15 protein-coding genes are annotated in these 20,961 nt (G+C 64.4%); 2 read left to right on the top strand and 13 right to left on the bottom strand.

From position 1 onward, the window contains the following. Positions 1–69: 69 nt before the first annotated feature. From ACYVG8_RS01315 to ACYVG8_RS01365, 11 genes are all read right to left on the bottom strand, one after another. Positions 70–1,665 carry an ABC transporter substrate-binding protein gene (locus ACYVG8_RS01315; RefSeq protein WP_107889391.1) on the bottom strand — a complete coding sequence of 532 codons (1,596 nt, stop codon included), beginning with the start codon at positions 1,663–1,665 and terminating at the stop codon, positions 70–72. 216 nt (positions 1,666–1,881) lie between these two features. Then, the gene (locus tag ACYVG8_RS01320; protein WP_028497640.1) at positions 1,882–2,076 is read right to left on the bottom strand and encodes a DNA gyrase inhibitor YacG; all 195 of its coding nucleotides are present in this window, start codon (positions 2,074–2,076) and stop codon (positions 1,882–1,884) included. Between the two features lie 8 nt (positions 2,077–2,084). Further along, complete coding sequence (gene zapD / locus ACYVG8_RS01325) at positions 2,085–2,849, bottom strand: cell division protein ZapD (RefSeq protein WP_233495191.1); 765 nt, start codon at positions 2,847–2,849, stop codon at positions 2,085–2,087. A 25-nt stretch (positions 2,850–2,874) separates the two neighbouring features. Next, entirely contained in the window at positions 2,875–3,489 is a 615-nt protein-coding gene (gene coaE / locus ACYVG8_RS01330; protein ID WP_028497638.1) for a dephospho-CoA kinase, read from the bottom strand. Positions 3,490–3,541: 52 nt separating this feature from the next. Then, on the bottom strand, positions 3,542–4,327 hold the full coding sequence (locus ACYVG8_RS01335; protein WP_036384672.1) for a prepilin peptidase: 786 nt from the start codon (positions 4,325–4,327) through the stop codon (positions 3,542–3,544). 9 nt (positions 4,328–4,336) lie between these two features. Then, positions 4,337–5,593 carry an HlyC/CorC family transporter gene (locus ACYVG8_RS01340; RefSeq protein WP_028497636.1) on the bottom strand — a complete coding sequence of 419 codons (1,257 nt, stop codon included), beginning with the start codon at positions 5,591–5,593 and terminating at the stop codon, positions 4,337–4,339. Positions 5,594–5,729: 136 nt separating this feature from the next. Next, positions 5,730–6,803 carry a porin gene (locus tag ACYVG8_RS01345; protein ID WP_028497635.1) on the bottom strand — a complete coding sequence of 358 codons (1,074 nt, stop codon included), beginning with the start codon at positions 6,801–6,803 and terminating at the stop codon, positions 5,730–5,732. Between the two features lie 372 nt (positions 6,804–7,175). Then, positions 7,176–8,810, bottom strand: coding sequence for a chaperonin GroEL (groL, locus tag ACYVG8_RS01350; RefSeq protein ID WP_028497634.1), 1,635 nt, complete (start codon positions 8,808–8,810; stop codon positions 7,176–7,178). Between the two features lie 52 nt (positions 8,811–8,862). Further along, a complete protein-coding gene (groES, locus tag ACYVG8_RS01355) occupies positions 8,863–9,150 on the bottom strand; it encodes a co-chaperone GroES (protein WP_028497633.1) in 288 nt (95 codons plus the stop codon). Between the two features lie 179 nt (positions 9,151–9,329). Then, positions 9,330–14,015 (bottom strand): autotransporter outer membrane beta-barrel domain-containing protein, encoded by a 4,686-nt coding sequence (locus tag ACYVG8_RS01360; RefSeq protein ID WP_460744928.1) that lies wholly within the window; start codon positions 14,013–14,015, stop codon positions 9,330–9,332. A gap of 278 nt (positions 14,016–14,293) precedes the next feature. Then, positions 14,294–15,607, bottom strand: a complete 1,314-nt coding sequence (locus ACYVG8_RS01365; protein WP_028497631.1) for a sodium-dependent transporter — start codon at positions 15,605–15,607, stop codon at positions 14,294–14,296. A gap of 271 nt (positions 15,608–15,878) precedes the next feature. On the opposite strand from ACYVG8_RS01365, the gene lhpH reads away from it, so the two are divergent. Continuing rightward, positions 15,879–16,886: a trans-3-hydroxy-L-proline dehydratase gene (gene lhpH / locus ACYVG8_RS01370; RefSeq protein WP_460744929.1), complete on the top strand. Its 1,008-nt coding sequence runs from the start codon at positions 15,879–15,881 to the stop codon at positions 16,884–16,886. A 23-nt stretch (positions 16,887–16,909) separates the two neighbouring features. Next, a complete protein-coding gene (lhpI, locus tag ACYVG8_RS01375) occupies positions 16,910–17,827 on the top strand; it encodes a bifunctional Delta(1)-pyrroline-2-carboxylate/Delta(1)-piperideine-2-carboxylate reductase (RefSeq protein WP_028497629.1) in 918 nt (305 codons plus the stop codon). Here lhpI and ACYVG8_RS01380 read toward each other — a convergent pair. Both ACYVG8_RS01380 and ccoG read right to left on the bottom strand, forming a co-directional pair. Beyond that, positions 17,820–19,400 carry an ABC transporter substrate-binding protein gene (locus tag ACYVG8_RS01380; RefSeq protein WP_028497628.1) on the bottom strand — a complete coding sequence of 527 codons (1,581 nt, stop codon included), beginning with the start codon at positions 19,398–19,400 and terminating at the stop codon, positions 17,820–17,822. The genes lhpI and ACYVG8_RS01380 overlap by 8 nt on opposite strands. A 110-nt stretch (positions 19,401–19,510) precedes the next feature. Beyond that, entirely contained in the window at positions 19,511–20,902 is a 1,392-nt protein-coding gene (gene ccoG / locus ACYVG8_RS01385) for a cytochrome c oxidase accessory protein CcoG (RefSeq protein WP_084299681.1), read from the bottom strand. Between the last annotated feature and the right edge of the window lie 59 nt (positions 20,903–20,961).

Here is a 20,961-nt window from a genome sequence, read left to right on the forward strand (position 1 = left end):
CATCCAGTCACATGAACAAAAAACGGCCCCCGGAACCCCGGGGGCCGTCCTTGTCGTCTCGGTGGCTGCTTACTGCACACTGACGCCGTAGAACGAATTCAGCGAGAACGGGCTGATCCTGTAGCCCTGCACTTTCTTGCTCATCGGCTTGTCGATGGTCGAGTGAGCCACCGGCGTGAACGGCACTTCCTGCTTGAAGATCTGCTGTGCCTGCATGTAGTACTTGCTGCGCTCAGCCTGGTTGCTGGTCGAACGGCCCTTGACGATCAGGTCGTTGAACGGCTTCTGGCACCACTTGGAGAAGTTGTTGCCATTGATCGCGTCGCAGCCGAGCAGCGTGCCCAGCCAGTTGTCCGGATCCCCATTGTCACCGGTCCAGCCAATCAGCAGCACATCATGCTCGCCGGCCTTGGCACGCTTCATGTATTCGCCCCACTCGTACGAGACGATTTTCGCCTTGACGCCGATCTTGGCCCAGTCGGCCTGCAGCATTTCCGCCATCAGCTTGGCGTTCGGGTTGTACGGGCGCTGCACCGGCATCGCCCACAGCGTGATGCTGAAGCCGTTCGGCACGCCGGCCTTCTTCAGCAGTGCCTTGGCCTTGTTCAGGTCGTACGGCGCATCCTTCAGCGCCTTGTTGTACGACCATTGCGTCGGCGGCATCGGGTTGGTCGCCAGCTGGCCGGCGCCCTGGTAGACGGCGTTGATGATCGCCTTCTTGTTGACCGCCATGTCCAGCGCCTGGCGCACTTCCAGCTTGTCGAACGGCTTGTGCTTGACGTTGTAGGCGATGTAACCCAGGTTGAAGCCGGCTTGCGACTGCACGGTCAGCTTCGGGTCGGCCTTCAGCCCGGCCACGTCGGCCGGCTTCGGGTACGAGGCAATATGGCATTCGCCGGCCTTGACCTTCTGCGCCCGCACCGATGCGTCGGTGTTGATGGCGAAGATCAGGTTGTCCAGCTTGACGGCATTGGCACCCTTTTCCCAATACTGCTTGTTGCCGACGAAGCGGATCTGCGCATCCTTCTGGTAGCGCTTGAAGATGAACGGGCCGGTGCCGATCGGCTGGGTGTTCAGCTGCGCCGCCTTGCCGGTCTTCAGCAACTGGTTCGCGTATTCGGCCGACTGGATCGACGCGAAGCTCATGGCCATGTTCTGGATAAAGGCCGCTTCCGGTTTCTTCAGGACGAATTTGACCGTATACGGATCGATTTTCTCGACCTTGGCAATGGTCTGATTCATGCCCATGTCGGTGAAATACGGGAATTCGGTCGGATAAGCCTTGCGGAACGCATTGTTGCGGTCAAGCATGCGATCGAAGGTAAACACGACGTCGTCGGCGTTGAAATCACGCGTCGGCTTGAAATAGTCGGTGGTGTGGAATTTCACGCCCTTGCGCAGATGGAAGGTATAAGCCAGACCGTCCGGCGCAATATCCCATTTTTCGGCCAGGCCCGGCACGACTTTGGTCGAGCCGCGCTCGAATTGCGACAGGCGGTTGAATACGGTTTCGGCTGACGCGTCGAAATCGGTGCCGGTGGTGTACTGGGCCGGGTCAAAACCGGCCGGGCTGCCTTCCGAGCAATAGATCAGGGTGCCGGCAGCATAGGCCTGGGCCATGAAACCGGTTGCGGCTAGCGCCAGCGCGAGCTTCTTGATGCGCATATTCTCTCCAGTGTAGCGTCGTTATGGTGCGCGTGTTTCCACACGCATGTGCTAAAGCTACACAATGGAAAAACAATGGCGCAAGCGGAATATGCATTCTGTTGCGCTGCATCAGAGTCCAATGTCGGACAATTAGATCAAATCAGTAAAAATACAAGGCGATTTCAATAAATCCCGTGACAAACGGATAAACGGCCATCCCGACATACCCGCTTGTCAGTGGGTAAAATCCTGCCCGTTTTCAGTATCAGCCCGGGGATCGGCCGGTTCGCATGGCACGGTATAGCGACCCTCGGCCCATTGCCCGAGGTCGATCAGTTTGCAGCGCTCGCTGCAGAACGGCCGCCAGCGGCTCTCGGCGGTCCATTCGACCGGGCGGGAGCAGGTCGGGCATTTGACGACGGTGGTCATGGAAATCCTTACAGCTTGCAATAGGTCAGCGTGAACTCGATGTCCTTGCCGACCGGACGCGGCCGCTCGTTGCCGGTACCCGGCTGCACGAAACGGACGTTGATCGCGTACTTGTTGGCCGACAGTTCCGGCACGACACCATACAGCTCGTCGATGACGATGCGGATCATGTGGACGATGCGCCCCCCGGACATCTGCTGGAAATTGCCGCCACGGGCGACCAGCGGATAGGTCTTGCCATTGTCGCGCAGCAGCTGCAGCAGCACGTCGGCAGCGGCACGGGCCGGCTTCAGCGGCGCATACCAGCGATCGACGTCAGCGCGGCGCATGGCATCGGGCCGGTGCAGCCAGAAGTGATAGGACGGCAGGTCGAACTCGCACACCCCGCCGGGAATGCCGGAGCGCTGGCGGATGGTCGACAGCCATTCGTTCTCGCGCAAATGCTGGCCGACGCGACTGGTAGAGTCGAACAGACCGCTCATCGCCGCTTCGATATCGGCCAGCACCGCGTCCAGCGCGTCTTCGGCAATGGCCGGATTGTCGCGCAGCGCATCCAGCGCATGCTTCTGCCGGTCGAGTTCCTGCAGCAGCTCGCCCTTGACGTCGGAACGCGCACCGATCTCCGAAATCTCGAACAGCGACAGCAGCGCCGCATGATGGTCGGTCGGGGTACCGCGTTCCATGAAGTGCGCAAGACGCTGGAACAGATCTTCGAGGCGCAACAACAGACGGATGCGCTCGGCGATGGGAAACTCGAAGCTGATCACAGGCACTGTCGCAGCAAGAGGTTGATCGGGGTCAGGCGGCTGCCAGCGTCAGGTAGTCGTGGTGTTTTTCCGCCACGGCCAGCGCCAGCGACGACAGCGAACCGCTATTGTCGACAATATCGTCCGCCTGCGCCAGCCGCGCGTCACGCGGCATCTGGGCCGTCATGATAGCCCTGACCTGATCGGCCGCCAAGCCACTACGTGCCGTGACCCGCGCTACCTGCATCCATTCCGGGCAATCGACGGCCAGTGTGCGCTGGCACAGGTCGGCATAACCGCCGGTCTCGAACAGCAGCGGCACCACCAGCAGCACATAGGGGCCACAGCTGGCGGCAATCTGGCGCCGGCTTTCCGCATTGATGCGCGGATGCAGAATGGCATTCAGCCGCTGCCGTTCCGCCTCATCGCCGAACACCCGCGCCCGCATCGCCGCACGGTCCAGGCTGCCGTCAGCCAGCGCGAACTGCGGGCCGAATGCCGCCACGATGTCGGCCATCGCCGCCCCGCCGGCCACGGTCAGGTCGCGTGCGATCTGGTCGGTATCGACCACCGGCACGCCGTGCGACGCAAACAGGTCGGCAACGGCGCTCTTGCCACTGCCGATACCCCCGGTCAATCCGACCACAAACGGTGCTTTTTTTGTCATGCCTCACCCCTGGTCGCCATCAGTCTGATTTCACCCACGCCGATTCCTTCTGTCAAAACGGTGCGCGCCACAGCACGACCACGGCTGCAGCAGCAAGATACGGGCCAAACGGGATGGCATCATGACGATGACGCCGACCGGACGCGATCAGCAGCACGCCGACCAGCGCCGCCGACCCGGCTGCCAGCAGCAGCACCGGGCCCAGTTGCGGCCAGCCCAGCCAGGCGCCGATCGCCGCCAGCAGTTTGAAATCGCCATGCCCCATGCCATCCCGGCCGGTCAGCAGTGTGCATGCGCGACAAGTCAGCCACAAGACAGCATAGCCGCCCGCCGCGCCGATCACGGCGGCGGGGAGCGGCGCAAAACCGTCGGCGGACAGATTGAACAGCAGGCCCAGCCACAGCAGCGGCCGGGTCAGGCTGTCCGGCAGCAAACCGGTACGGGCGTCGATGACGGCCAGCGGCAGCAGAAAACCGCACAGCAGCAGTGCCCCCGCCAGCGGCCAGCCGGCGCCAAAGTGCCAGGCCAGCGCCGCCGCCAGCAGCATGCTGCCGGCCTCCAGCAACGGATAGTGCCAGCCAACGGGCGTGTGGCACGCGCGACAGCGGCCACGCAGCCCCAGCCACGACAGCAGCGGCAGGTTCTCCCATGCGCCCAGCACGTGCCGGCAATGCGGGCAATGCGAGCGTGGCGCCCACAGCGTATCGGCACTGTCGCCGAGCAGCCGTCGCGGCAAGCGGTGCACCAGCACGGTAAAGAAGCTGCCGAACAGCAGCCCGAGCACGGCGCAGCCCGCGATCAGCGGTGCCGGCGCAATCAGCGCGAGGACGCCATTCATGGCCGGGACTCAGCCCGGAGGCCGGATGCGGACCCGGCGCACACCCTTGTCGCCGGCCTGCACCACTTCGAACACGCAGCCATGCAGCTTGAAGCAGGTGCCCGGCTCGGGGATGTCCTGGAAGTATTCGAGCACCAGACCGTTGACGGTACGCGGTCCGTCGACCGGCAGCCGGGTATCGAACTTGCGGTTCAGGTCGCGCAGCTGCTCGCTGCCATCGACCAGCACCGAGCCGTCGGCCTGGCGGTCGAGGTGGGTGGCAAAGGTTGGCGCCGAGGTGGTGAACTCGCCGACCACCTGTTCGAGAATGTCTTCCAGCGTCAGCAGCCCCTGCATCTCGCCATACTCGTCGACGACGATGCCGATGCGGCGGCGGTTTTCCTGGAAATTCTGCAACTGGGTGAACAGCGGCGTGCCGGCCGGCACGTAGTACGGCGAGCGCAGCACGCTGCGCAGCCGCAGCGGTGTCAGTGCCGTGTCGGTCAGGCCAAGCACCTTGCGCGTATGCAGCACGCCGATCACATTGTCGCTGGAACCCTCGCAGACCGGCAGCCGGGTGTGATGGCAGGTGCGCAGCTGGCGCACGATATCGTCGATGTCATCGGCCAGGTCGATCATTTCGATCTGCTGGCGCGGGATCATCACATCATCGACCGTGCAGTTCTGCAGCTCGAACAGGTTCAGCAGCATCGACTGGTGCTTCTTGGCAATGAACTGCCCGCTTTCCAGCACCAGCACCCGCAATTCTTCCGGTGTCAGCTGCGTCGTTTCCGGCTCGGGCTGCACGCGCAGCAGACGGATCAGCCCGTGGACGAACAGGTTGACGAACCAGACTACCGGATAGGCGAGTTTCAGCAGCAACGTCAGCGGGTAGCTGGCGGCCAGCGCAATCCGTTCCGGGTGGGTGGCGGCAATGACTTTCGGCGTCGCCTCGGCAAACACCAGAATGGCGAAGGTCACCAGCACGGTGGCAATGCCGAGCGCGATCTCGTTCTGTCCGACCAGGCGGAAGGTGATGACCGTCGCCAGTGACGCCGCCGCCGCATTGACGAAGTTGTTGCCGAGCAGGATCACGCCGAGCAGCTTGTCGGTACGGGCCAGCAGCGCCTGCGCCAGCTTTGCCCCGCGATGGCCGTGCAAGGCCCGGTGTCGCAGCCGATAGCGGTTGACCGCCATCATGCTGGTTTCGGACATGGAAAAAAACGCCGACAGCACCAGCAGCAGGATCAGGGTGGTCAGCAACAGCGATAAGGGAATGTCGTCCAAGGTCGGTTTCGGGACTGGGTAGAACGGAAAGTATTGCCAGTGGCGACCCGCAGGTCAAGGCAGATGCAAAAACCCCGCCTGACGGCGGGGTTTTCCGTAACCGGCCGGAGCCGGTCATGCATTCCAATCGTAACGATTAGAACTTGTGTTGCACGCCAACGGCGAAGGTTTGTTCGCTGCTGACTTCGTTGGCCTTGTGGTCAACATAACCGTACGAAGCGTAGGTCGTGGTGCGCTTGGACAGGGCGTAGTCAACACCAACCACGTACTGGTTCAGGGCGCTGTCGGCAATCTTGTTGTCGTTTTGCTTGATGTCCCAGACACGGTTGTACGTGAACTTCGGCGTGAAGGCACCGATGGTGTAACCCACGGTCAGTGCAGCTTCCTTGGTCTTGAACTCGTCATTGCCACCAACGGCCAGGTTGGCCAGTTGGGCGTACGGGCTGTTGTCACCGTACATCTTGCTTTGACCGTAGGACACCACTGCCAGCAGGTTGTTGGCGTTGTAGCCGCCTTCAACACGCCAGTAGTTGGCGTTCTTGTCGCCAGCAGCGTTGTTGTCCTGGAAGCCGACATAGCCAGCGTCAACGAAGTAGCCGCTGTTTTCGTAGCCGAGGCCCAGGTTCCAGGTGTTCTTGTTGGTGCGATCGTCACCAACATAGGCACGCTGCTCGTCAGCACCGTACAGGGCGGTGAACTTGAAGCCGGCAAAGTTCGGGCTGTCGTAACGCACGGCGTTGTTCACGCGGCCGTCCAGCAGGTTAGCCGAGTTGTACGTCGAACCGTTCACGCCTGCGCCGTAGATCCAGGCGTCAAACTTTTCCATGTCCGAGTTCAGGTACGTGCTCAGACGACCCAGGCGGACGGTACCGAAATCACCGGTCAGGCCGACGAAGCTGTCGCGGGTCGCCCAGGTGTTGTTGTAGCCGTTGCCCGAACCCGAACCGGTGGTGCCGTCGATGTTCAGGCCTTGCTCGACTTGCCAGATGGCCTTCAGGCCATTGCCCAGATCTTCGTTGCCCTTGAAGCCGATGTACGAACCGGTGTCGTCGATGCGGACGCCACTCTTCAGCTTGCTGGTGTTGCTGTCGAAGTTGTAGCCGTTCGACTTGCCACCTTCAACGCTGGCTTCGATGTTGCCGTACAGGGTCACGTCGGCCATAGCGGCCAGCGGCAGTGCAGCAACGGCCAGTGCGATCAGTTTTTTCATGGTCAGTTACCTCTTTGGAGTAAATCAGCGGGTCGATGCGCCCGACTTCTAAACATCGGATCAGCACGTGCTCTGTGCTTTGTGTGAACTCACTATACGGTGCTTTGTTGCTATTTCGCCAACGCAATTCACGTTTATGCGTCTTTTTTGCAACATGCGGCCGAAACAACACACAAATACATGATTCTATTGAATTTTTATTGTGACGACATTGTTGCACATTAGCAACATATGATTGATGACGTGGCAAAAACACGCCATTGCCCGGTCGGGATTCCGCGCCTGGCGGCCAGCGGCAGGCCATGAAAACCCCCCGCGAACCTGCGTTCGCGGGGGGTTTGCCGGGCATGGCGCGAGCGCCATGCAGCGGTATTACATCATGCCGCCCATGCCACCCATGCCGCCCATGTCCGGGGCCGACGGCTTGTCGTCCGGCACTTCGGCGATCATGCAATCGGTGGTCAGCATCAGGCCGGCGATCGAGGCGGCGTGTTGCAGCGCGCTGCGGGTCACCTTGGTCGGATCGAGCACGCCCATTTCAACCACGTCACCGTATTCGCCGGTGGCGGCGTTGAAACCGAAGTTGCCCTTGCCTTCGTAGACCTTGCTCACCACCACGCTCGGCTCGTCGCCGGCGTTGGCGACGATCTGGCGCAGCGGAGCTTCGATCGCCTTCAGCACGATCTGGATACCGGCGTCCTGTTCGGCATTGCTGCCCTTCAGGTTGCTCAGGTTGCCACGGGCGCGCAGCAGGGCCACGCCGCCGCCAGGAACGATGCCTTCTTCAACGGCGGCACGGGTCGCGTGCAGCGCGTCTTCGACGCGGGCCTTCTTTTCCTTCATTTCGACTTCGGTCGCGGCACCGACCTTGATCACGGCCACGCCGCCGGCCAGCTTGGCCACGCGTTCCTGCAGCTTTTCGCGGTCGTAGTCGCTGGTCGCTTCTTCGATCTGCTTGCGGATCTGGTCGACACGCGCCTTGATGGCGGCTTCCTGGCCGGCACCGTCGATCAGCGTGGTGTTTTCCTTGCCGATTTCGACGCGCTTGGCCTGGCCCAGCTGTTCCAGCGTGGCCTTTTCCAGCGTCAGGCCGACTTCTTCGGCGATCACGGTGCCGCCGGTCAGGATGGCGATGTCTTCCAGCATGGCCTTGCGACGGTCGCCGAAGCCCGGTGCCTTGACGGCCACGGTCTTCAGGATGCCGCGGATGTTGTTGACCACCAGGGTAGCCAGCGCTTCACCATCGACGTCCTCGGCGATGATCAGCAGCGGACGGCCCGACTTGGCCACCTGTTCCAGCACCGGCAGCAGGTCGCGGATGTTCGAGATCTTCTTGTCGAACAGCAGCACGAACGGGTTGTCGAGCTGGGCGATCTGTTTTTCCGGCTGGTTGATGAAGTACGGGCTCAGGTAGCCGCGGTCGAACTGCATGCCTTCGACCACGTCGAGTTCGTCTTCCAGGCCCGAACCGTCTTCAACGGTGATCACGCCTTCCTTGCCGACCTTTTCCATCGCGGCGGCGATCTTTTCACCGATCACGCTGTCGCTGTTGGCCGAAATCGCGCCGACCTGGGCGATTTCCTTGCCGGTCGCGCACGGCTTGGAGATTTTTTTCAGTTCTTCAACGATGGCGATGACCGCCTTGTCGATGCCGCGCTTCAGGTCCATCGGGTTCATGCCGGCGGCAACGTACTTCATGCCTTCCTGCACGACGGCCTGGGCCAGCACGGTCGCGGTGGTGGTGCCGTCACCGGCAACGTCGTTGGTCTTGGAAGCCACTTCCTTGACCATTTGCGCGCCCATGTTTTCGAAGCGGTCCTTCAGTTCGATTTCCTTGGCGACCGACACACCGTCCTTGGTGATGGTCGGCGAGCCGAAGCTGCGCTCCAGCACCACATTGCGGCCCTTCGGGCCCAGGGTCACCTTGACGGCGTCAGCCAGCACGTTGACACCAATGACCATCTTGGCACGAGCGGAATCACCGAATTTTACGTCTTTTGCAGCCATGTTCTTTTACTCCAGGAAATTGGATCGGGACAACGGGACGGGACCGGGTCGATTACTCGACGATGCCCATCACGTCTTCTTCGCGCATCACCAGCAGCTCTTCGCCGTCAACCTTGACGGTCTGGCCGGCGTACTTGCCGAAGATGACCTTGTCGCCCTTCTTGAGCTCCAGCGGACGGCGTTCGCCGTTTTCCAGAATCTTGCCATTGCCGGCGGCGACGACTTCACCCATGTCCGGCTTTTCTGCCGCGTTGCCCGGCAACACGATGCCCGAAGCGGTTTTCTCTTCGGCTTCGAGGCGTTTGATCACAACACGGTCATGCAGGGGGCGGATTACCATGGAAAAACTCTCCTGTACTCGAGTAGTTATCTGAAACAATCAGAAAACACTAAAAAAATCAGCGATTTGGCACGAGCGACTGGCACTCGTCCGTTGCGAGTGCCAATGGTATGGGCGAGGAAAGGGCTTTTCAAGGGTTGGCGGGCAAAAAAATTGCGGCGAACGGCCGCCGCACTGCGCTACCAGCTCATGTGCATGACGAGTTCGGCACGGCGGGCACCGCCGTGGCCGCCCGGTGCACCCTGCCAGTCCAGGCTGCCGCGCACGCTGGTTTGTTTGCCCAGCCGGATGTCCAGACCGGCCCCGGCATCGGCCAGCATGCCGCGCATGCCGGTCCGGAACGGAAGATAGCCGTTGTCGGAAGAGAAGGATGCGCCCGGCCTGGCGGCGGACTCCCGGCCCAGCCCGGCACGAACCCAGACCGATGACGACGGCGATGCCGCATGCTCGCCGAGCAGACCGACCCGGGTCTGCAGCGACTCCATCCCGCCGAAGCGGACCTGGGCCGCACCATCGGACGCCGCGTCCAGCCGGATGCGCTGGTAGCTCAGCCGGACCTGAGGCGTCAGCCGCCAGGACGGGTCGACCCGCAGCGGGAAGCCGGCCTCCAGTGACACTGCGCCGCCATGGCCGCGGCTGTGCAGCGGCCGCACCTGGGCGGAGACGGAACGCACGCGGTATTGACTGGCCTGGGCCACGGCATCGACATAGGCCCCGCTGTCGGCCTGCCAGTTCCAGTAGCCGCCCAGCGTGCGCCCGTCGAGCTGGTCATGGCCGGCACGACGACCGTCATCGTGATCGACGGTGGCGCTGGCCTGGCCGATGGCCAGATACAACCCGCCACGCAGCACCGAGCCGTCCCGCCCATGACGGAGCAGCAGGTCATGACCAGCCTGCAGTGCCTGCAACTCGCTCGCATACCGCGGCCCGTTCGCCAGTATGCCGCCGCCATCGTAGTGGCCCGCCTCGTTGATCGCCCGCCCCCAGGCCGCCGGCAACGGCCGGGTGGTGGCCAGATTCGTCGCCCGGACCTCGCGCGTCGCCAGCATCGTCTGGCCATAGGCCAGCGCCATGGCCGGCACGACGGCATACAGCGAGGTTTCACCGCGGTAGTCGGGTCTTTTGCCATCATCCGGCGTATCCGCCTCATCGCTGCGCTCCGAACGCAGATACCAGTTGTCCGCCGTACCGGCCCCCTGGCCGCCGCGATACAGGCGGTAGGCGTACGGACCGGCCAGTACCGGCGCGTCGAGCCGGAACGCCTGGGCCCCGGTTTGCCCCCCGTTGCCGGTTTCGATCAGCAGGATGCCATCGCCCCGGGTCTGGGCACCGGCACCACCGACATTGACTACCTGCAGTGCGGTCTCGCCACTGGCGCGACCGCCATCCAGCAGTACGCGGTCAGCCGGCGAATCATCGCCGTCCAGCCGGGCATGAACCCGCAGCCAGGCAGAGCCGGTGCCACGGTAGTCACCTTGCAGCACCAGCGCATTGCCGACACCGGCACCGCCGAGCAGGATGCCGCCCCGGTTGTCCAGCGCCCCGCGGATTTCCAGTCTGCCGGTCCCGGACAGCCGCGTCGCAGCGTCAGCCACCACCAGATAGCCGTCGTTGCCGACATCGCCGACCACGACGCCGTAGCCACCCAGCACCGCCCCGCCGGCAACCGTGACCGGGCCGCCGCCCCCCAGCGTCGCGGCGGCATTGTCCAGCAGCAGTCCGCCGCCCTCGATGCGGGTACCGCCACGGTGATCGAGCCCCTGCCCGGCCAGCACGACACCGCTGCCGCGCTTAACCAGTTCGCCGGCCCCGGTCAGCGCATTCAGCAGCCGTCCCTCACCGGCAACGTCGAGAAGCAGCACACCCTCATCCGTCACACTGGCGCTGCCGAGCTGTCGCGTGTCGGTCACGGTCAGCCGGCTGTCGGCATCGATGTCGAAGCGACCGGCAAAGCCGTCATTGGCGCCGGACAGCGTCAGGCCGCTCTGCACCAGTTGCACATCCCCCCGGCCATCCAGCGCATTGGACAGCACGCCATTTGCCGCGTCGAAGCGCAGCGTGCCATCGTTGAAAATGCCGCCGCGTCCCAGCCCGCCGACATCGTCCACGACTGCGCTGGCGCCTGCCGCGATCTGCGTCGTTACCGCCAGCGCAGGATTGGCACCCTCCAGCCGCAGCTCGCCACCGGTCAGGGTCAGCAGGCCGCTGCCGGACAGCGTGCCGGCCGCGATGCGGCCGCCATTGCCGATACTCAGCCCGCCGCCGTCGAACGCCACGCGCGACCCGGTCCGGGCTTCGAGGCGGCCCGAGCCCCAGGGCGGCAGTACCGACAGCTGGCCGCCGGACAGCTGCAGATCGCCATCAATCAGCAATTCCCCCACGCCCTGCACATGCCCGTTGGCTGCAACGGTCGCCCCGGCATCGATGCGCAGCTGCGAGGTCTGTCCGAGCACATTGTCGTTGCCCAGTACCAGTGTCTTGCCGGAGACCTGCGTGGTGCCGGTGTAAGTGTTGGCCGCATTGTTCAGGGTAATGCTGCCGGCAGCCTCGATCAGCAGATTGCCGCTGCCGGTCAGCCTGGCATCCAGCGTCGAACCCGCCAGGGTGCCGTCGTCCCCGGTCAGGTGCAGCAGCTGGCCGGCCTGTATGTCGAGCCGGTGCAGGCCGTAGCCGACATACAGCCCGTCGTTGCCGGCACCGGTACCCAGATAAAAGCCATAGTCGCCAACGGCAACGGCCAGTCCGTGCTGCTCGATGCCGATCTGTCGTTCCGTTCCCAGCACCGTGCCATTCTGGTCGATCAGCGCCAGCAGGCTGGCGCTGCCGGTGATGCCGGTCGCACTGATCAGCCGGCTGACGATGGTATCGTCCTGGCGCAGCAGGGTCGGCGCCCGGCCATCCCATGCTTCGCCCGGCGTGTAGTGGTCGGGCACATAGGCCTGCACGCTGCCGCCCTGCAGGTCCAGCCGGCCGGTGGAGATCTCGCTGATGATGGTGGCCGGTGCCTCGGTCGGCAGTACCAGCGCACCGCCGGCAATGGACAGCTGTCCCAGCGCCAGCCGGTCATTGTCGACGGTGGTGGTATTGCCGCTTTCCAGCCGCAGTGTCGCCCGGGCCAGTTGCGCCGCCTGGTCGCCGTCCAGGTTGAACTGGCTGCGGCCCAGCGCCAGCGTGCCGGCAAATGCGGACCCCGCCCCGCTTCCCAGCCGGAAACCCGCAGACGGCGTTCCCAGGTCAACCCGTACCGTGCCGCTCCCCGTTAGTGCCCGGTCAAAGGTCCACGCCTGCGGCGTCGCGGCGAAATCGAGCAGGTAGACGGCGCCGGCTGCGACCGATACCGAATCACCGCTGATGGCACGGGCCGAATCCAGCCGCAATGTGCCAGCCTCGACCCGGGTCGGCCCGCGATAGCTGTTCGCGCCATTGAGGGTCAGCATGCCGCTGCCGGACTGGGTGAGCCCGCCATCGCCACTGATCGAGCGGGAAAAAGCCGTGTCATCGGCGCGGTCAAATACCAGTTCGCCATTGTCGATGATCGACCCATTGAACGAACCACTGGCGGCCCCCTCACCGATCCGCAGTGTGGCCCCCTGCGCAATCGTGGCCCCGCCCCGGCTGTCGACGGTGCCGCCGAGGGTCAGCCGTCCCTGCCGGACCGACAGGGTGTCGGCGGCGGTGCCGATCAGTGCCACATCGCCGCTGAGCGTCCAGTCGTCGCCGGCCATGGTCAGGGAACGGAATCCGTCACCGGCGCCCGCGCCCACGAAGCGGCTGTCTTCGACCGCGCTGCCCAGCAGTGTCAGCGTATTGTTGCTGCCGGCACTGAGCACATCGCCGTCCAGCACCGAACCACTGTCCAGTTCGAGCACATTGCCGGCGCCCCCCAGCCGGATCGCAGTGCCTGCCTCGCCGCGGATCCGGCCACGATTGCGTATCCGGTTGCCCGACGTCTGCAGGTCGATGCCGGTCTGTCCGCTGATGCTTGCACCAGGTCCGTTGTCGATGGTTGCCACGGCACCGCCGGTCACGCGCAGCCCTGCCGACCGGGTGCCGGTCAGCGAGCCGGTATTGCTGACCGTCGCCTGCGAACCCGTGATGAGCAGTCCGGTGGCACCGCGAACCGACCCGGTATTGCGGACCGTGGCATGCCCCTGAGCCCCCCCTTCGACGAAGATGCCATCGCTGGTCGTACCGCCTGCATCCACCGTACCCGACTGCGTGATATCCACCGTACCGGCATTGATCGTCCGCGCCTCGATGCCATTGGCCAGCGCGGTCTGCACCGTCCCGCTGTTGGTCACCGAGACATCGCCGCCCTGCAGGCTCTGCGCATACAGGCCGCGGGCGGTTGCACCCCGGGTGCTGATGCTGCCGGTGGATACCACGGAGGCGTTATTGTTCACCTGGACGAAGATGGCCCGCGCGTCGGCACCAAAGGTGGTGATATTGCCGTAGTTGATTACCGTTCCTGACGCACTTCCGACCGTCCCCCGGATGGAAATCCCACGGGCATAATCCTGCCGGGTGGTGATGGTCGCCCCCGCCTCGACCAGGACCCGTGCCGATCCGGCTTTGGTAAGCTTGCTGCTGCTGATTCCGATACCGACCGTATAGGGCCCGTCATTTTCGGCTGCACCGCTGGTATCGACAGCCACCTTGCCGGTCACGGTCAGATTGATATTGGCGTCGGTATAGCTGATACCATTTGCGTACGGGTTTTTCTGTCCGGCACTGCTGCCAGAGCCATTGCAACTGACGGTCAGACCGGTACCGCATTCATTGATGGCCCAGGCCGGGCCGGCAACCGTCCACAGCATTGCCGTGCCGACCAGCCAGCCCCTGCCGGTCGAAAGAGAAACCTGCACAGAATGAGCGTAAACCACACGATTCTCGATAAAAAAGACATCTTGCGGGTACCACAAGAAAATGGCATCGCCTGCAACCATGATTGGCGAAACAGGTAAACAGGGCAGATATCGCCCTGACCTGGCGCATATCGGCAGGTTGCTCTTTTTTCATGAGAAAGGAAGGGAGAATACTGATTTCGTGCTCTCCCTTCATCGAACAGACAATAAAAACCTTCTATTTGATATTATTTTTTATTCAATAACGATTTAAAAACCGCCGCATCAAAAAAAGATTTTCATATATTCCAGACCAGGATCACGCCGATCAATACCGGTGCAAACAGCCGACACATCCAGCGCATTGCCACCGTCATTCCGGCGGGCAGCTCGAGCTCGTCGCGCAGCGTCGGCCAGATTTTCCAGCCGGCAAACAGCGCGGTGCCGATACCGCCGAGCGGCAGCAGGATATTGCTGGCGCCATAGTCCATCAGTTCGAACACATTGCGGTCGAACCACTTGTAGTCGGCCAGCAGACCGAACGACAGCGACGCGGGGATACCGGCGGCAAACACCAGGGCGGACACCACCAGGGAAGCGCGACGGCGCGACACACCCCAGTCGTCGATCGGCAGCACCACGATCAGCTCCAGCAGCGAAACCGACGAGGTCAGTGCGGCGAACAGCAGCAGGGCGAAGAACGCCAGGGCAAAGCCCTGACCGAACGGCAGGTGGTTGAACACGATCGGCATGGTCATGTAGGTCAGGCCGGGCCCGGCGGCGGCATCGAGGCCGAAGGCGGCGATGGCCGGGAAAATCATCAGCCCGGCCAGGATCGATGTCAGCGTGGTCAGCCCGGTCACCCACAGCGCCGCCCCGGTCAGCTTGACGTCGCGTCCCAGGTAGGAGCCGTAGGCGAGCATGCAGCCGGCGCCGACCGACAGCGAAAAAAAGGCCAGCCCCAGCGCGTCGACCAGCATGGCCGGCGTAACGCGGGAAAAGTCGGGCGCCAGGAACATCGCCACCCCGGCCGATGCGCCCGGCAGGGTCAGCGAACGGACGATCAGCACCAGCATCAGCAGGAACAGCGCCGGCATCATGATCTTGCCGGCCCGCTCGATGCCTTTCTGGATGCCGGACATCACCACCACCAGCGTCAGCAGGACAAACAGCGCCAGGGTCAGCAGCGGCTCGACCGGGCTGGACACATACTGGCCGAACAGGGCGGCCAGCGCCTCGGGCGAATCGCTCATGACCCGACCGTCGATCGCACGCCACAGGTAGCCGAGCGTCCAGCCGCCGACCACGCAGTAGAACGACAGCACCAGAAAGCCGCACAGCACGCCGGCGTAGCCGACCAGCGGCCAGCCACCGCCGCCCAGCTTGCGCAGCGCGCTGACGGCGCCGCAGCCGGCGGCGCGACCGATGGCGATTTCGGCCAGCAGCAGCGTCAGGCCAAGGGTGAAGGTAATGGCGACAAAGATGGCGAGGAAGGCGCCGCCACCATTCATGGCGGTCACATACGGAAACTTCCAGATCGAGCCGAGGCCAACGGTCGCACCGGCCGATGCGAGGATGAATCCGACCCTGGATCCCCATTGCGAGCGGGACATTGCATTCTCCTTTTGAGTGGGAATGCCGCCGCCAGGGACAGGCAGGAATGACAAGGCCGCCCTGTGCGGCGGCCTGTCGTAAGCAAAGAAATACCCGACGCCGCCCTTGTCAGGCGCGCCACCATCCGGCGAGAAAAACGGCTGTCATCGAAATATTCATATGTGGCGCCACCATGCCTTGCCCGGCGCCTCCGCGTCAAGCATTCTGTCCTGTCCCCACCGTGGCGACTGACCGGCACGGCCCCCGATCCCCGACCCGAAGCGAGGCTCCATGAACCTGAACCGCATGATCAGTACCGTCGAGATGCACACCGGCGGCGAACCGTTCCGCATCGTCACCAGCGGCCTGCCGAAGCTGCCGGGTGCGACCATTGTCGAACGGCGCGCCTGGGCCAGGGACCATATCGACGCGCTGCGCACCGCCCTGATTTTCGAGCCGCGCGGCCACGCCGACATGTACGCCGGTTTCCTGACCGATCCGGTCAGCGACGGTGCCGATTTCGGCGTGATCTTCGTTCACAACGAGGGCTACAGCGATCACTGCGGCCACGGCACCATCGCGCTGGCCACCGCCGCCGTGGCGCTGGGCTGGGTCGAACGCACCGAGCCGGAAACCCGGGTCGGCATCGATGCGCCGTGCGGTTTCATCGAGGCTTTCGTCGAGTGGGATGGCGAGCGGGCCGGCGCGACGCGCTTCGTCAACGTGCCGTCGTTCCTGTATCTGCGCGATGTCGAAGTCGACACGCCGTCGTTTGGCCGCGTGCGCGGCGACATCGCCTTTGGCGGCGCATTCTATTTCTATACCCCGGGCGAACCGCACCAGTTGCAGATCCGCGAACACGAGGCCGAACGGCTGATCCGCTTCGGCGCCGAGGTCAAGGCGGCGGCCAACCGGGCGTTTCCGGTGGTCCATCCGCTGATTCCGGAAATCAACCATATCTACGGCACCATTGTCGACAACACACCGCGTCACGCCGGTTCGACCCAGGCCAACTGCTGCATCTTCGCCGACCGCGAAGTCGACCGTTCACCGACCGGCTCCGGCACCGCCGGCCGCGCGGCACAGTTGCATGCCCGCGGCCTGCTGACCGCGGACGACACCCTGGTCAACGAATCCATCATCGGCACCCGGATGCAGGCCCGCATCCTGCACGAAACCCGGGTCGGCGATATCGACGCGGTCATCCCCGAAATCAGCGGCCAGGCCCATCTGTGCGGCTTTGCCAACTGGGTCATCGATCCGCACGATCCGCTGACCCATGGTTTTCTCGTTCGCTGACCCCTTTCCCGGAGACCCGGACCATGTCCCCATCCGCCCCGCCCCGCGTATTTGACGCCACCGCGACGGCCGGCCTGCTGCCGTATCCACAGCTGGTCGACGCACTGGAACAGGCCTGCCGCGACTATGCCGCCGGCCGTATCGACTGCCCGGAGCGCCAGGTCGTACCACTGCCGCAACACGGCGTGATGCTGTCGATGCCGGCCGTGGCCGAACGCCTCGCCATTCACAAACTGGTCAATATCACCCCGGCCAACCGCGAGCGCAGCTTGCCGACCCTGCACGGCCAGGTGTCCGCCTACGACAGCGTGACCGGCCAGTTGCTGCTGATCCTGGATGGCCCGACCGTCACCGGCCGCCGTACCGCCGCCATCTCGCTGCTCGGCCTGCGCGCGCTGCTGCCGCAGGCGCCGACGGCCGTGCTGCTGATCGGCACCGGTACCCAGGCGAAGAATCATGCCGAAGCGCTGGCCGCGCTGTATCCGGGCATCACGCTGTATGTGCGCGGCTCGGCCCCGGGCCGCGACGAGGCATTCCGCCGCGAACTGGCGACGCTGGACGCCGACCTGCGAGCGGCGCCGGAACAGACGCCGGCAGTCGATGCCGTCATCACCCTGACCACCAGCCGCACGCCGGTCTACCACGATGCCGCCCGTGCCGGCCGGCTGGTGATCGGCGTCGGCGCCTTCCAGCCGACGGCGGCGGAAATTGCGGCGGACACCATTGCCGCCAGCCGGCTGTTCGTCGACGATCCGGCCGGCGCCCGCCACGAGGCCGGCGACCTGATTCTGGCCGGAGTCGACTGGGAGCGGGTCGAGCCGCTGGTGTCGGCGCTGGACCGGCGGCCGGACGACGGCCGGCCCATCGTCTGCAAGACGGTCGGCTGCGCCGCCTGGGACCTGGCGGCGGCCGGGCTGGCGCTGTCGAGGCTGGCTACCTGACCACGACCGGCGCGAAGTCCTGGCGGCCGAACGGACTGACCCGGTAGCCGCCGACTTCGCGCCGGACCAGCACCGTTGCGGTCGGATGGGCCAGCGGCACCCACAGTGCCTGGTCGTGAATCCACCTCTGTGCCGCCACGTACTGCCGGGTGCGCTCGGCCACATTGGCGGTACGCTTGCCGGCCTCGATCTGGCGATCGAGCGTCGGCGAGCAGTAGCGGGCGAAATTGGTGCCGGAGGTCACGGCCGCACAACTGAACTGCGGGGTCAGGAAATTGTCCGGGTCGCCATTGTCGCCGGCCCAGCCCATGAACAGCAGATCATGCTCGCCGGCCTTGCCACGCTTGATCAGCTCGCCCCATTCGATGACCTTGATCGAGGCGCGAATGCCGACGCGGGCCAGATCGGCCTGCAGCAGCTCGGCACCGGCGCGCGGGTTCGGGTTCAGCGTACTGCCGGACGGACGGGTCCAGATCGTGGTCTCGAAGCCCTTCGCCAGCCCGGCCTCGGCCAGCAGCGCCCGCGCGCGTGCCGGGTCGTGCGGCCACGGTCTGACGTCGCGGGCATAGCTCCAGGTATTCGGCGGGTAGATCTGGGTCGCGGCCACGGCCGTGCCGCCGAACACGCTGTTCAGATAGGCGGTGCGGTCGAAAGCCAGGTTGATTGCCTGGCGCACCTTCGGATTGTCCAGCGGCTTGTGCTGGCTGTTCAGTGCCACGAACGCGGTCATGAAGGCCGGCACCGACAGCGCCTGCAGCGCCGGATTGCCACGGATGCCGGCCACATCCTGCGGCTTCGGCGACAGCGCGATCTGGCATTCGCCGGCACGCAGCTTCTGCAGCCGCACGGTGGCATCGGGCACGATGCTGAACAGCAGCCGTTCGACCTTCGGCTTGCCACCGAAATAGTCCGGATTGGCGACGTAGCGAACGGCCGCATCCTTCTGGTAGGCCCTGAACACGAACGGCCCGGTGCCGATTGGCTGGCTGTTCAGCAGCGCCGGCTTGCCGGCCGCCATCAGCTTGTCCATGTACTCGGCCGAGTAGATCGACGCAAAGCCCATGGTCAGCATCGGCAGGAAGGTCGCGTCGGCCTCGTTCAGGGTAAAGCGGACGGTCTGGTCGTCGATCCGGTCCACGGCGCGCACCAGCTTCGGCAACTGCATCGACTGCGCATGCGGGAAGCCGTTGACGGCGATCCGGTGCCACGGATGGTCCGGCTTCAGCATGCGCTCGAAGCTCTGCACCACGTCGTCGGCGTTCAGCTTGCGCCCCGGCCTGAAGTAGTCGGTGGCATGGAACGCCACGTTGCGGCGCAGGGTAAAGGTATAGCTCAGGCCATCCGCGCTGACGGTCCAGCGTTCGGCAAGCCCCGGCACCACCTTGCCGGCGCGGGCATCGAACTCGACCAGCCGGTTCATCAGCACATCGGCCGAAGCGTTGGTGGTCACCAGCGAGTTGTACTGGACAACGTCGAAGCCTTCCGGACTGGCGTCGGTGCAGACAGTCAGCGGCTTCGCCATGGCCAGCGCCGGCAGGAGCAGCAGCAGCGGGATCAGGAGCGATAGTTTCATCAAGGGGGTCCGTCAGTGTTTCAGTCCGATAGTCCCTTTATATCGCATCGTCCCGCCAGGCTGCAGCATCGATATGCCACTTGCGAATAACCGGAAACGCTATAGGCGGATCATTCGGCGATGAAACTGGCGTCGGTTTCCAGCGCCTCGCCCTGCTGCGGCACCAGGCGGAAACGGAACGGATGACTGCCGCGCGGCAGGTCGGCGGTATCGGCACGCACCCAGGCGTAGACCGTCGCATCCCCGTTCGCCTCGACCCGGATTTTCTCCGGCCGGGTGCTGACGCTGGCAGACGGCAGGCCTTCCACCTCGACCCGGTAATCCTGTGCGCTTTCGCCGTAGTTCATCACCCGCAGCGTAAAGCCGTTTTCCAGCAGACCGTCGTCGGCTTCCCGGCTCAGGAAGGCGCGGTCGCGCAGGACGTTGAACTTGTACGGCTGGTGCTGCCACAGGCCGACGCCCATGGCCCCGATCACGGTGGCCATCAGCACGGCGTAGACCACCATGCGTGGCCGGAACAGGGTCTTCCAGCCAAACAGCCGGCCGACGCCGCGCGCCATGGCATTCTGCGAGGTAAAGCGGATCAGTCCGCGCGGCGCACCGATCTTGTCCATCACCGTGTCGCAGGCGTCGATACAGGCGGCACAGCCGATGCACTCGTACTGCAACCCCTCGCGGATATCGATGCCGGTCGGGCACACCTGCACGCAGATACTGCAGTCGACACAGTCGCCACGCGGCTTGTCGCCCTGCTTGCGCGAACCGCGCGGTTCGCCGCGCACCGGATCATAGGAGATGATCAGTGTGTCATCGTCGAACATCGCGCCCTGGAAGCGCGCATACGGGCACATGTGCTTGCACACCTGCTCGCGCAGCAGACCGGCCAGCACATAGGTGAACACGGCATAGAACAGCAGCCAGAACTGGGTCCAGCCCCCCAGCGCAAACCACGAGCCGCTGGTGGCAATGTCCTGGATCGGCGTGAAATAGCCGACAAAGGTCGCACCGGTCAGCAGCGCAAACCCCATCATCAGGCCGTGCGACAGGCCCTTGCGCCACAGCGTGTTCCACGCGCGCGGCGCCGCATCCAGCCGCATCCGCGCCGGGCGGTCGCCCTGCACTGCACGCTCGATCCACAGCATGATCTCGGTGTAGACCGTCTGCGGACAGGCGTTGCCGCACCACAGTCGCCCGGCCAGTGCCGTCCAGCCGAACAGGCCCAGGGCGCTGACGATCAGCAAGCCGGCCAGGTAGACCAGATCCTGCGGGCCGAGAATCAGGCCGAACAGATAGAAGCGTTCGTGGTCAATATCGAGCAGCACGGCCTGACGGCCATTCCACTGCAGCCACGGCAGGCCGAAGAACACGGCCTGGGTGATCAGTACGGTCAGCACGCGAATGGTGTTGAAACGACCGCGCGTCAGGCGCGGATAGATCTTGTTGCGCGCATCGCGGGCCGCTTTGGCACTGACGCGATGCAGGGGTTGGACGGTGGTCGACATGACGGCTCCGGGCGGAATGGGAGAACGTCGCGCAGGCTATACCCCGTCTCTGGTATCAG

Source organism: Microvirgula curvata, from assembly GCF_054781615.1.

Bases quoted from the DNA above. Each gene is read 5' to 3' on its own strand.
- ACYVG8_RS01380 (WP_028497628.1), bottom strand. From the start codon at position 19,400: ATGAAACTATCGCTCCTGATCCCGCTGCTGCTGCTCCTGCCGGCGCTG.
- groES (WP_028497633.1), bottom strand. From the start codon at position 9,150: ATGGTAATCCGCCCCCTGCATGACCGTGTTGTGATCAAACGCCTCGAA.
- coaE (WP_028497638.1), bottom strand. From the start codon at position 3,489: ATGACAAAAAAAGCACCGTTTGTGGTCGGATTGACCGGGGGTATCGGC.
- ACYVG8_RS01345 (WP_028497635.1), bottom strand. From the start codon at position 6,803: ATGAAAAAACTGATCGCACTGGCCGTTGCTGCACTGCCGCTGGCCGCT.
- ACYVG8_RS01365 (WP_028497631.1), bottom strand. From the start codon at position 15,607: ATGTCCCGCTCGCAATGGGGATCCAGGGTCGGATTCATCCTCGCATCG.
- ACYVG8_RS01335 (WP_036384672.1), bottom strand. From the start codon at position 4,327: ATGAATGGCGTCCTCGCGCTGATTGCGCCGGCACCGCTGATCGCGGGC.
- ACYVG8_RS01315 (WP_107889391.1), bottom strand. From the start codon at position 1,665: ATGCGCATCAAGAAGCTCGCGCTGGCGCTAGCCGCAACCGGTTTCATG.
- lhpH (WP_460744929.1), top strand. From the start codon at position 15,879: ATGAACCTGAACCGCATGATCAGTACCGTCGAGATGCACACCGGCGGC.
- groL (WP_028497634.1), bottom strand. From the start codon at position 8,810: ATGGCTGCAAAAGACGTAAAATTCGGTGATTCCGCTCGTGCCAAGATG.
- lhpI (WP_028497629.1), top strand. From the start codon at position 16,910: ATGTCCCCATCCGCCCCGCCCCGCGTATTTGACGCCACCGCGACGGCC.
- ACYVG8_RS01320 (WP_028497640.1), bottom strand. From the start codon at position 2,076: ATGACCACCGTCGTCAAATGCCCGACCTGCTCCCGCCCGGTCGAATGG.
- ccoG (WP_084299681.1), bottom strand. From the start codon at position 20,902: ATGTCGACCACCGTCCAACCCCTGCATCGCGTCAGTGCCAAAGCGGCC.